General features: G+C 54.7%; 10 protein-coding genes. 4 read left to right on the top strand and 6 right to left on the bottom strand.

Going from position 1 to position 11,743, the window contains the following annotated elements:
* The first annotated feature begins 1,040 nt into the window (after positions 1 to 1,040).
* Complete coding sequence (locus tag KXR87_RS21650) at positions 1,041 to 2,210, top strand: DNA repair protein (RefSeq protein ID WP_437434278.1); 1,170 nt, start codon at positions 1,041 to 1,043, stop codon at positions 2,208 to 2,210.
* Positions 2,211 to 2,252: 42 nt separating this feature from the next.
* Here the strand turns inward: KXR87_RS21650 and KXR87_RS21645 are convergent, their stop codons facing one another.
* The gene (locus KXR87_RS21645; RefSeq protein WP_437434277.1) at positions 2,253 to 3,023 is read right to left on the bottom strand and encodes a siderophore-interacting protein; all 771 of its coding nucleotides are present in this window, start codon (positions 3,021 to 3,023) and stop codon (positions 2,253 to 2,255) included.
* A gap of 236 nt (positions 3,024 to 3,259) precedes the next feature.
* Here KXR87_RS21645 and KXR87_RS21640 point away from each other — a divergent pair, with 236 nt between their 5' ends.
* Positions 3,260 to 3,820 (top strand): PadR family transcriptional regulator, encoded by a 561-nt coding sequence (locus KXR87_RS21640; protein WP_437434276.1) that lies wholly within the window; start codon positions 3,260 to 3,262, stop codon positions 3,818 to 3,820.
* Here the strand turns inward: KXR87_RS21640 and KXR87_RS21635 are convergent.
* Entirely contained in the window at positions 3,817 to 5,379 is a 1,563-nt protein-coding gene (locus KXR87_RS21635) for a methyl-accepting chemotaxis protein (protein WP_437434275.1), read from the bottom strand. The two genes, KXR87_RS21640 and KXR87_RS21635, sit on opposite strands and share 4 nt — an antisense overlap.
* A gap of 442 nt (positions 5,380 to 5,821) precedes the next feature.
* Positions 5,822 to 7,342 (bottom strand): methyl-accepting chemotaxis protein, encoded by a 1,521-nt coding sequence (locus KXR87_RS21630; RefSeq protein ID WP_437434274.1) that lies wholly within the window; start codon positions 7,340 to 7,342, stop codon positions 5,822 to 5,824.
* Here KXR87_RS21630 and KXR87_RS21625 point away from each other — a divergent pair.
* Positions 7,341 to 7,652: a hypothetical protein gene (locus KXR87_RS21625; RefSeq protein WP_437434273.1), complete on the top strand. Its 312-nt coding sequence runs from the start codon at positions 7,341 to 7,343 to the stop codon at positions 7,650 to 7,652. The genes KXR87_RS21630 and KXR87_RS21625 overlap by 2 nt on opposite strands.
* 121 nt (positions 7,653 to 7,773) lie before the next feature.
* The gene (gene ygjG / locus KXR87_RS21620) at positions 7,774 to 9,153 is read left to right on the top strand and encodes a putrescine aminotransferase (protein ID WP_437434272.1); all 1,380 of its coding nucleotides are present in this window, start codon (positions 7,774 to 7,776) and stop codon (positions 9,151 to 9,153) included.
* 376 nt (positions 9,154 to 9,529) lie between these two features.
* Here the strand turns inward: ygjG and lsrG are convergent, their stop codons facing one another.
* Genes lsrG through lsrB form a run of 3 tightly spaced genes read right to left on the bottom strand, consistent with a single transcriptional unit; the run spans position 9,530 to position 11,732 of the window.
* A complete protein-coding gene (gene lsrG / locus KXR87_RS21615; RefSeq protein WP_437434271.1) occupies positions 9,530 to 9,823 on the bottom strand; it encodes a (4S)-4-hydroxy-5-phosphonooxypentane-2,3-dione isomerase in 294 nt (97 codons plus the stop codon).
* A complete protein-coding gene (gene lsrF / locus KXR87_RS21610; RefSeq protein WP_437434279.1) occupies positions 9,820 to 10,707 on the bottom strand; it encodes a 3-hydroxy-5-phosphonooxypentane-2,4-dione thiolase in 888 nt (295 codons plus the stop codon). Before lsrF ends, lsrG begins: the two co-directional genes overlap by 4 nt.
* Before the next feature lie 11 nt (positions 10,708 to 10,718).
* Positions 10,719 to 11,732, bottom strand: coding sequence for an autoinducer 2 ABC transporter substrate-binding protein LsrB (gene lsrB, locus KXR87_RS21605; protein WP_437434270.1), 1,014 nt, complete (start codon positions 11,730 to 11,732; stop codon positions 10,719 to 10,721).
* Positions 11,733 to 11,743: the final 11 nt, after the last annotated feature.

Raw genomic sequence — 11,743 nt, 5'->3', positions numbered from 1 at the left:
AAATCGCCGCTGCGCGGTCCGTTCGTCTTATGCCGCCGTGCTGTCGGGTCGGGGACCAGCCTGCATCCCTGCAGGCTATCCCCTCCGCCCGCGTCCCTGCGGGCGGTCCCGGCCCGTCGTCAACGCCTCACCGATTTTCAGCCGGACCGTAAGCCCCCGCTGCATGTCACTGCGTTTCAACAGACACCGCATCGCTTTAATGACTTACAGACAGTGAAAATAGCCAGGTGTGGCGGGTCCGGCTGAAAAGTACCGACGCGTTTTCGCGGGGCCGCCCCCCCCGTTGCACGCCAGGAGTTTCAGATAAAAAGCCTTTGCTGTTAAAAGCCAAAAACCGCGCGGTGGGTAAGGTGTGGGGAGTCCGGCTGGAAACTGCCGACGCGTTTTCGCAGGGCCGGGGCGACGCGCAGGGAGGCGCGGCGAGGGCGCGCGTTGCAGGGACGCTGCATCGCGCCCGGTCCCGGACAGCCCGGAGAAATAAGCGGAGGGTCACCGCGAAGCGGCAGTTTTCGTGCCGGGAGCCGGGATTGTTAAGGGCGTGGCGGAGAACGCCCTTAACACGTTCACGGGTGAAGGTGTTTCATGGAAGCGCGGCACATGAGGTGAACGGAACGATTCCACCGGAGGTAAGCAGAACCCTTTGAGCCAGCCGCACGCTCTTCCCCTCACCCCGACCCTCTCCCCAAAGGGGCGAGGGGGAAAGGCGTGCCCGGTTTAGCATGTGAGATGAACGGAACCCTTCCAGCCAGTCACCCACTGTTCCCCCTCACCCGACCCTCTCCCCAAAGGTACGAGGGAGAAAAGCGTGCCCGGTGGCCCATGAGGCAAACAGCCCCCTTAACGTATTTCTTTCACGAATACTAACGCACTGTAACCTGTCGCCTGTATTATGATTTCAACCATACCCGCGCTCACTGGCACATGCTAATCTGCCCGCGCTCGCAGATAACTTTTTACGCAGCTACGACGATGAGCGTATTTCAGATTTACAAATCACAACTACCATTAACTGAATCACTTAAGCGCCTTAGCGAAACGCCATGAACAGACCCATCAAACGGCTTGAGATCATTAAATACGCGATAGAACTGGAAGATGACGGCATCATCCTCAGCCAGCTTCCGCTGTTAAAAACCGAAGCGACGGACGGTGAACTGGCGTACATCGTATGGGCGCTTGAGGAGAAAAACTACAGCGACGCCCTGCGCGCCATCACGCACTGGCTGCAAAATCAGCGCTCGGTAGTACAGTGGCAGGATCCTCAGGTCGCAGCCAGCAAGCTGGAGCTAAAGGCACTGGAAGAACAGCTTCGCGAGCTTATCGATAAACGCAATGCGCGCATTCAGCTACTGGATGATTTCAACGACCTTTACCTCACGCGTCTCGGGCCGCTAATGTCACAAATCCTGCGTCTGCGTAAGATCCTGGCCGAGGCGACCCTGCGCCGACAGGAGGCGGAGGCCCGCCAGCGCGAAGACGACTACCTTCGCTGCCAGCAGTACCTGGCGCAAGCGGTAGAGGTGCTGGTCACGCTCACGCGTCGCTGGCAGAGTTTCCCGCCGCAATCCGCGCAGGCTGCCGAAGCCCGAAAACATCTCCAGCAGCAAAACGCGTTAATCAGCGCTCTGCTGGCAGAAGCGCAGGAACTGGAGCAGGGCCTCACACGCGAAGACGAACCTGCCCGCCAGGCACGCGATGACGCACGTCAGGAGTATGAGGAGTATCAGGAGCAGCAGCACGATGCAGAAAAACGCTTTGGCTTTGAGCAAAAAATGTCGCCAGATGAACGCTCAGAGCTGAAACGCCTGTGGCGCCAGGCCAGCAAACTGTGCCACCCGGATCTGGTGGACGAGGGCTTCAAAGACGAAGCGCATGGCATGATGGTGGAGCTGAATCAGGCCCGTCAGCGTGGCGATCTGGCCGCCATCCGATCCCTCCTTACCCGCTTACAAAAAGGGCTGGAGCCGTTAATGGCAAGCGATCGTCTGAATGATTTGCAGCGCCTGCGTCAACGCATCATTGAGGTCAAACAGCATATTGCCGGCCTTATTGAAGAGCTCAATACCCTTGAAAAAGAGGAGTCCTGGCAACTGGTTTCAACGCTTACCGACCAGGAGAGCTACTTCCGCCAGCAGGAGAAGGCGCTGGGAGAGATTCGTCAGACGCTTGAACAGCAGGTGAACGACGCCGAGTACGAAGAGGTCGCGTAACCGCAACGCCCGGCAGGTAATGCGCTACCGGGCACCTTTCCTTTATTTCTTGTGCCAGTACGCCTGGCCGCGCAGCAGATTCTGGTCGAGGTTTTTGCTCACTGCTAAATCCAGCAGTGACTTCACCACCGTGCCTTCACCGGTCAGCCAGAGGAAATATTCCCTCTCCGGCACCACTGCCGCTGCCAGCTTCTCCGCGGCCACGTTCGAACCATGACCTGTCACCCACTCAATGTTGTAATGACTCAGGTGGGCCAGATAATCCTTGTAAGACGCCTCGGCGATGGTCACCACAGCCTTCACTTCCGGGCGTACCGCCAGTTTATCCAGCGCTTCCAGGCGGCGGCGCAGCGCCGGCATCCCGGACTCATCACACACATAAAATTGCCAGGCATAATCTTCCGGCACCACCAGCGAACCGCGCGGGCCTCCGATGGTCAGCGAATCACCCGCTTGCGCCGTCATCGCCCAGCCGCTTGCTACACCGCCCTCATGGATAAAGAAATCAAATGCCAGTTCATGCTGACGTGCATCGTACAGCGGCGTGTAATCGCGTGATGCCGGACGCGGCCCCTCGCCCCAGACAATGCCCTCATCCGTCACCTGCGGCGGGGTAAAGGGCGTGCCAGGCTGCGGAAAAAATATTTTGCTGTGGTCGTCAAACCCACCTGAAGTGAAGCCTTCAAGCGCTTCGCCGCCCAGGACAATGCGCTGGAAACCCGCGCTGATACGCTCGACGCGCAGTACGGTCAGCTCGCGAAAACGCAGCTCATTACGCACACGCTCTGGATAACGATGGTGTTGGATAGTCATAATCGGCCTTCGTGAAATGTAATACGATATATCTAAATTCAGATTAAATGATAATGATTGTTGTTTAACAAGAAGACAAGATCTTTTTTAGATAGCCAGAAGCAAAAGCGCACGGGATGCCAAAATGCAAATAAAATATCAATAAAAACAATATAATATAAAAAACACCATCTTTGCCATTGCCTGTTTTAAAAATTTAGATATAAATTAGATATATCAAATTACAGGAGGCAACCATGCGACACTCTCATTCAGCCCCAGGCTGTAATCATCACGATGCGGAACACGAACACGGCGAACATCGCCACGGACGCGGTGGCGGTAGCGGACGTCGTCAGCGCTTCTTCGGCCACGGTGAACTGCGGCTGGTGATCCTCGACATTCTCACCCGCAACGCCAGCCACGGTTACGAACTGATCAAAGAGATTGAAACCCTGACCCAGGGCAATTACACCCCAAGTCCGGGCGTGATTTACCCGACGCTCGATCTGTTACAGGATCAGCAGTTGATTTCGATTAGCGACGAAGATAGCGGGCGCAGGAAAATTGCCATCACGGAGCAGGGCCAGGCCTGGATGGAGGAGAACAAAGCGCATCTGGAGCATATTCAGGCGCGCATCAAAGCCCGCAGTGTGGGCTGCCAGCTACGCAAGGATCCGCAGATGAAACGGGCGCTGGAGAATTTCAAAGCCGTACTGAATCTGAAGGTTAATCAGGAAGATATCAGTGCCGCGCAGCTCAAACAGATTGTTGGCGTTATCGACCGCGCGGCGCTGGAGATTTCACAACTGGATTAGGCTGGCTGCCCACCGTTACTGAGGCGGAAGACCTGTACGAGACCCAGCAGATGTTCCGCCTGCTCATTCAGGGAGGCCGCTGCCGCAACGGACTCTTCCACCAGGCTGGAGTTTTGCTGCGTAGTGGAGTCTATCAGACCAATGGCGCTGTTAATCTGCGAGATACCGTCCGTCTGCTCGCGGCTCGCCTGACCAATTTCACGCAGGATGACATTCATCTCCTGAACGTTACTCACCATGCCATTGATGAGGTTACCCGCTTTTTCGACCAGCGCCATCCCTTCACGGGTCTGGCTGGTGGAGCTCTCAATCAGCTGACGAATATCGTTTGCCGATGAAGCACTTTTCTGCGCCAGCTGGCGCACTTCCCCGGCCACCACGGCAAAGCCACGCCCATGTTCACCGGCTCGCGCTGCTTCCACCGCCGCGTTGAGCGCCAGGATGTTGGTCTGGAAAGCAATGGCATCGATCAGGTTGATGATGTCGGACATCCGGTTAGAGGTCTCATTGATCACCCGCATTTTTTCGGTAACCTGCCTCATCATCTCACCATTATTTTTCACCACGGTGGCGGCATCCGCAGAGAGGGTGGTCGCCTCGTGGGTATGCTCGGCGGTGTTTTTCACCGTCGCGGTAATCTGTTCCATTGATGAGGCCGTTTGTTCAACAGAACTTGCTTGCTCTTCGGTGCGCGCGGCCAGATCCTGATTACCGGCAACAATCTGTGCCGCCGCGCTGGAGATATTCTGCGAACCAAACTGCACTTCCTGCACGATATCCACCAGTTTGATCTTCATCTCCATCAGTGAACGCAGCAGTACGCCAGTCTCATCACGAGAGTGGGAGTGAATAGAGCCTGTCAGATCGCCACCGGCAATGGCACCAGCAAACGCAACGGCTTCCCCCAGCGGACGGGTGATCATTCGCATGATATACCAGCCCATCAGGCTGCCAATGCCGATGCTGAACACCGCCAGCAGTATCAGCAGTAAGCGGTTAGTGGTGAAATCTCCGTTTACCTGCACGCCCGCCGCACGCATGTGCGCATCCTGAATCGCAATCAAAGAGAGGACGTTCTCTTTGTAGGCTTTCTGGATAGGCACCATATTGGTCATCATTTCGTTGACGGCCGCGGCCCGATCGTTATTTTTAATGGCCTCAAGAATGCGGAAACGGGAATTAAGGTATTGCTGGCGGACCTCTTTGATCCCCGCAAGAATGTTCTGTGATTCCTGATCGGGCAGGTTTTTGCTGAGGTCTTCGAGGAGGAGAGTAATGCGGGCGCTAATATCATTAAGCTGCTTCTGGGATGCGTCACGCCATTTTCCATCAGTATCCAGTAGCATCATCTGTTGGGTGCTGACAAAGGTCTGAAACTGATCGATAAGCTGATTCGCTTTCACCGTGGTCGGATAATCGCGGTGAACAATATTTTGCATTCCGTTATTTGCGCGATTCAGGCTGAAAAGCGAAAGACAAGAACTGGCTATCATTAAGACGATAAAGAATCCGAACGCCAAAAATAATTTGGTGCCAATTTTTACATCATGTAAAAACATATATTCCCCATGTATCTGATTATAGTACTAATAAAAAAGCACGCCCACACAAGGCGTTAGATGCAGAGATGCAATGGAGCTGATTAAAATATCGTCTCCATTGCTGGTTATCGGTAACGTTGGAAGTAACTTTATGAGTTTGATCGTTTTTTTATTTTAGCATTTATTATTCTGATAGTTACAAACGATCAATTTAGTGCTATTGATCGTTATATTCTCCGACAGCAAAGTTGCGCAACAAATATTATTATCGCTTAACTTTATTTAATTAATAATTAAAACTATTAATAGCAGGGATATTAACTGGCGAGAAATTGATCGGTATTTAATATAATTGCAACAATTAAAGCGGAATTAACTTACAAAATAAAATCAATTTAAATCAATGGAAATCGTAAGGTTATTTTCCCCTTCCGACGGTGGTGAAAGGGGAATAAAGCGATTAATGCAAGACCGAGACGGCATCCTGCAAACGGCCAGCGCGATGCTTCACCATTGCCGATACGCTGGCACTCTCCTCAACCAGACCCGCGTTTTTCTGGGTGATAGCTTCCAGTTCCGCCACCGCACGGGTTAACTCCGTCAGCCCCTGCGCCTGTTCGGATGTAGAGTGGCTGATCTGGCCGATAAGAGAGGTGACATTTTGCACCTGCGTAACAATATCATCCATCGTGCGCCCTGCCGCATGAACCTGATCGTAGCCCGACTGCACTTTACTGGCGCTGGCATCAATCAGCTTACGGATGTCATTGGCGGCGCTGGCACTGCGGCTTGCCAGATGGCGTACCTCCCCTGCCACTACCGCAAAGCCTTTACCCTGCTCCCCCGCTCTCGCCGCTTCAACCGCCGCATTGAGCGCCAGAATATTGGTCTGGAAGGCAATATCATTAATCAGTGTGGTTATCGAGCCGATGCGCTGGGTACTGTCGGCAATCTCATCCATCGTCTTCACCACGGTTTCCATGGCATCACCGCCCTGCGTGGCTGCGTCGCTGGCCGCGCTGGAAAGCTTGTTTGCGGCTGAGGCCGTCTCTGAATTGTTCTGCACCGAGGCCGCCATCTGGCTCATGGTGGCTACGGTTTGTTGCACGTTGACGACGGTCTGGCGGGTGCGTTCATTCAGCGCATCATTGCCTTTCGCCAGGGTCTCACTACCATTACGTACATTGCTGACCTGGCTGGAAACATCATTAATCAGCCAGCGGCACATTAACCCCAGCTGACCCACCGCACGCAGCGTCAGCCCCAGCTCATCGCTACGGTTAAGGTGCGCTACGCTGTTTTGCTCACCTGTTGCCACGCTTAGCGCCTGGCGAGCGACGCCTTCAACCGGCCGCACAATCTGCCACTCATAACATGCGCATCCCGCCAGCATCACCAGAGTACTCAGCAGCATGGGCGCAACACCACTGTTCATCGCCCACAGCCCTGCCATCTCGACAAGCCACATAAGCGTCACAACGCTTCTCGCCCGCCAGCGCAGCGGTAACGAAGGCAACCGCCCCCACCAGCCACGGCTTACCACCAGGCCTTTATGGATCCGTTTTTTCGCCCGCCCCTGCTGTAGCGCCTTGTAAAGCGGCGTCACGGCGGCAATCTCTTCAGGGGTCGCACGGGTACGAATCGACATGTATCCCGTCACCTTGCCATTGCGCACCATCGGCGCGGCATTGGCGCGTACCCAGTAGTGGTCACCATTCTTGCGACGGTTTTTTACAATCCCACTCCAGGGTTCGCCCTGCTTTAAGGTGAACCACATGTCTGCAAAAGCCGCTTTAGGCATATCAGGGTGGCGCACAAGATTATGCGGCTGGCCAATCAGTTCCGGCAGAGTGAAACCGCTGACCTGGGAGAAGGTATCATTAGCGTGGGTGATGTAGCTTTGCAGGTCGGTTGTCGACATCAGAGTGGTGTCATCGTCAAGGGTGTACTCCCGTTGCGTGACAATTGGAGGAGAAGCCATGTTAGCGTCCTATGCAGGTTATTTAACTGTTAAATTGCAGGCGAATGTTATTTCGGCGCTAACCAATTTATCTTTAGTTGTTAAATTTGATTTAGATCGCAAAACGACACAAAACCGCATTTTTTGTATGTCATATAACCCACTGATTTATATAGTCACCCTTCGAAATCACCCACCATATCTCATCAATCCTGCGCCATTTCGGAGCAATAAATGCACTGTTTTGGCGCAAAAATGCAGCTATTCACTAACAAGCTGTTTACTTTTTCATCTATTTGCCCTGCGCCTGGGTGGTTTTTTTGGGATCTAATTTCGCATAATTCAGCTTCCGCCTGGCGTTTATCCTGATTTCAGGTTGCGGCTTCGATGTGGCGCAATCCCTGCAATACTTTACTCAGTATCATGTGATACGCCCCGCCCAGGAGCTTATTTTGAACAGGTTACCTTCCAGCGCATCGGCATTAGCGTGCAGCGCTCACGCACTGAATCTCATCGAGAAGCGAACGCTTGATCAGGACGAGATGAAGGAGCTGAACCGAGAGGTCAGAGAGTATTTCAAAGAGCATGTGAATCCGGGTTTTCTTGAGTATCGGAAATCTGTCACCGCTGGCGGGGATTACGGAGCCGTAGAATGGCAGGCGGGAAGTCTGAATACGCTTGTCGACACTCAGGGGCAGGAGTTTTTAGATTGCCTGGGTGGATTTGGCATCTTCAATGTGGGGCACCGTAATCCAGTCGTTGTATCCGCCGTACAGAACCAACTCGCAAAACAGCCCCTGCACAGCCAGGAACTTCTCGACCCGTTAAGGGCAATGCTGGCAAAAACACTGGCCGCACTCGCCCCCGGTAAACTGAAATACAGCTTCTTTAGCAACAGTGGCACCGAGTCGGTTGAGGCCGCCTTAAAACTGGCTAAGGCTTACCAGTCACCGCGCGGTAAATTCACCTTTATTGCCACCAGTGGCGCATTCCACGGGAAATCCTTAGGCGCGCTCTCTGCCACGGCGAAATCCACTTTCCGCAAGCCCTTTATGCCGCTGCTACCGGGCTTTCGTCACGTGCCGTTTGGCGACATTGATGCCATGCGCATGCAGCTTAGCGAATGCCACAAAACCGGTGATGATGTTGCGGCGGTGATCCTGGAGCCGATTCAGGGCGAAGGGGGCGTGATCCTGCCACCGCAGGGCTATCTGCCCGCCGTGCGTAAGCTGTGTGATGAGTTTGGCGCGCTGCTGATTTTTGACGAGGTGCAGACCGGCATGGGCCGCACCGGGAGAATGTTTGCCTGCGAGCATGAGAATGTTCAGCCGGACATACTATGCCTTGCCAAAGCACTTGGCGGCGGCGTAATGCCCATTGGGGCGACTATCGCCACCGAAGAGGTATTCTCCGTGCTGTTCGACAATCCTTTCCTGCACACCACGACCTTTGGCGGCAACCCGCTGGCCTGTGCGGCTGCGCTTGCGACCATTAACGTGCTGCTGGAAGAGAACTTACCGGCCCAGGCCGAACAGAAAGGCGACATGCTGCTGGACGGTTTCCGCCTGCTGGCACGTGAATACCCGGACCTGGTGCAGGATGCACGGGGCAAAGGCATGCTGATGGCGATTGAGTTTGTGGATAACGAAATCGGCTACACCTTTGCAAGCGAAATGTTCCGCCAGCGCGTGCTGGTTGCCGGGACGCTTAACAACGCAAAAACCATCCGTATTGAGCCTCCTTTAACGCTGACCATTGAGCAGTGTGAACAGGTACTCAAAGCAGCGCGCACGGCACTTGCGGCGATGCGCGTGGCGGTAGAAGAAGCGTAAATCAACCCTCACCCCTGCCCTCTCCCTAAAAGGGAGAGGGTGAAAATCAAGGCCCCAGCCCGTACTGACCTTTTTCTCTCCATTCGGGCGCAGGCTGCGCTCACCTTCCAGCCAGCTCAGTCGCTCCCCGCCCTTTTGAAGCAGTGTAAACACAGATCGCACGCCCGCCTTCCAGCCAGCTCAGTCGCTCCCTTGCCCTTTTGAGGCAGTGAAAACACAGATCGCACGCTCACCTTCCAGCACGCTCAGTCGCTCCCTTGCCCTTTTGAGGCAGAGAAAACGCAGATCGTACGCTCACCTTCCAGCACGCTCGATCGGTTCCCTCGCCCCTTTGGGGAGAGGGTCAGGGTGAGGGGAACAACCCGCACCACACCCACTACTCCGGCATCAGCCCCACAAACGTTCGCTTCTTACGCGGTTCCGACATCAGTTCCTCCAGCTTTTCCACGCAGGCAAGGTAGTGCGGCGTCTTCTTATGCGCCAGCACCGCCGCCTCATCCTTATAGGCCTCGTAGATAAAAAACCGGGTTTTGACGTCGCTATCCTGCAACACATCAAAACGCAGGTTTCCCGGCTCCTGAATTGCGCCCTCGTGGTTGGCACGAAACACCGTAAGAAACTCATCGATCTTGTCGGGCTTGATGTTGATCTCCACCATAGTTACGTTCATTTCTCTTCTCCCTGTTTCTCTTCCTGCCAGAACTGCCAGGCCTCACGGGCGCTCATATTCTCATGTACTACCTTCTTCACCGCTTTTAGCATGGCAAGCGGCGCACTGGACTGGAAGATATTCCGCCCCATGTCCACGCCGGACGCCCCCTGGTCGATGGCGCGAAAACACATCTCTAACGCCTCAAGCTCCGGCAGCTTTTTACCTCCGGCAATCACAATCGGCACCGGGCAGCTGGCGGTCACTTTTTCAAACCCCTCTTCCACAAAATAGGTTTTGACGAACTGTGCGCCCATCTCGGCAGCAATGCGGCTGGCGAGTGAAAAATAGCGCGCATCCCGCGTCATCTCTTTGCCCACCCCCGTCACTGCCAGGGTCGGCACGCCATAGCGATTACCGGCATCCACCAGTTTGATGATGTTATTGATTGACTGGTGCTCATGCTCGCTGCCGATATAGACCTGGGCTGCCACCGCACATACGTTCAGGCGCAGGGCATCCTCCATCGCCACCGCCACGCACTCATTCGACAGCTCGGTCAGAATTGAGTTGCCGCCTGAGGCCCGCAATACCACCGGTTTATTGGTGGCAGGCGGCACCTGGCTTCTGAGCACGCCACGGGTACACATCAACACATCCGTCTCGCCAAACAGGGGCGCAATGGAGAGGTCAATACGTTCAAGCCCGGTGGTTGGCCCCTGGAAATAGCCGTGGTCAAAGGCCAACATCACCGTGCGGTTACTTTTAGGGTTAAAGATCCTGGCAAGACGCGACTGCATACCCCAGTCCAGCGCCCCGCAGCCTTTCAGCGCAAAAGGCACGTTCTTTTGCGGCCTGTCCAGGCCAAAATCTTTGCCATCTTTAATGTCATCTAAATCCGCCATCATTTCCCCCGTCAGAAGTCGTATTTACCGATATTCTCTTTGGTGAACACCACGCGCTCCGGCAGCAGCACAATGCCATTGCCTTTGGCTTCATACTGATAGCCCTGGACGCTGTTAGGCTCTACTTTCAGCGTGCCGATATCTTTCACCTCAATGCTGTCACCCACGTTCAAATCGCCCTTTTTCAGCAGATGTTCCGCCACGTTTACCGAAATTTTGCCCTGCTGCACCACGTCCCACAGACCAAAGGCTTTCACCGTGCCGCGCTCGACATACGGGCGCATCACGTTCGGCGTACTGAAGCCGACAATCGCCACCCCTTCACGTTTGAGGTTTTCCGCCGCCTGCGCTGCCGCTGGCAGGGCGTTGGCATCCGGGGCGATGACAGCATCCAGATCCGGGTAGGCTTTTAAGATCCCCTCAGCGGTTTGCAGCGATTTTGTCGCATCGTTATAGCCAAACTGGGTGGTGACGATTTGCCACTGCGGATGATCCTTCTCGATTTTGGCTTTCGCCTCTTTCACCCACTGGTTCTGGTCAGTGACGGTCGGGCTTGAATAGAAGAAGGCGACTTTGGCATTGGGTTTGGTTACCTGCTTGCCTGCCATTTCCACCAGCAGGCCGCCCAGTTGTTCCGGGGTGCCCTGGTTGATATAAATGCTGCGGCACTCGGGCTTGGTGTCAGAGTCCCAGGTCAGAATTTTCACCCCGCGCTGCATTGCGCGCTTCAGCGCCGGGCAGAGGCCATCCGGGGAGACCGCCGAGACGATAATCGCCTTGTAGCCCTGGTTCACGAAGTTATTGATGAGCTGTACCTGGCCGGAGACGCTCGGCTCCGTCGGTCCGTCGTAGGTTACGTCGACCCCCAGATCTTTACCTGCCTCTTTCGCGCCGTTGCCGCCGCTGGTAAAGAAACCCACGCCGACCAGCTTAGGAATAAAGGCGATGCGATCCGCTGCCTGCGCCGCTATGACGCTGCCAGCCAGCGCCAGCGCGCTCAGTTGTACTATCAGTTTCATCTTCATGTTGAACTCCG

It is taken from the genome of Yokenella regensburgei (assembly GCF_051486985.1).
Classification (GTDB): domain Bacteria; phylum Pseudomonadota; class Gammaproteobacteria; order Enterobacterales; family Enterobacteriaceae; genus CBFFRJ01.
Note: the sequence above shows the minus strand (reverse complement) of the source record. Positions and strands in the feature narration are given on the sequence as shown.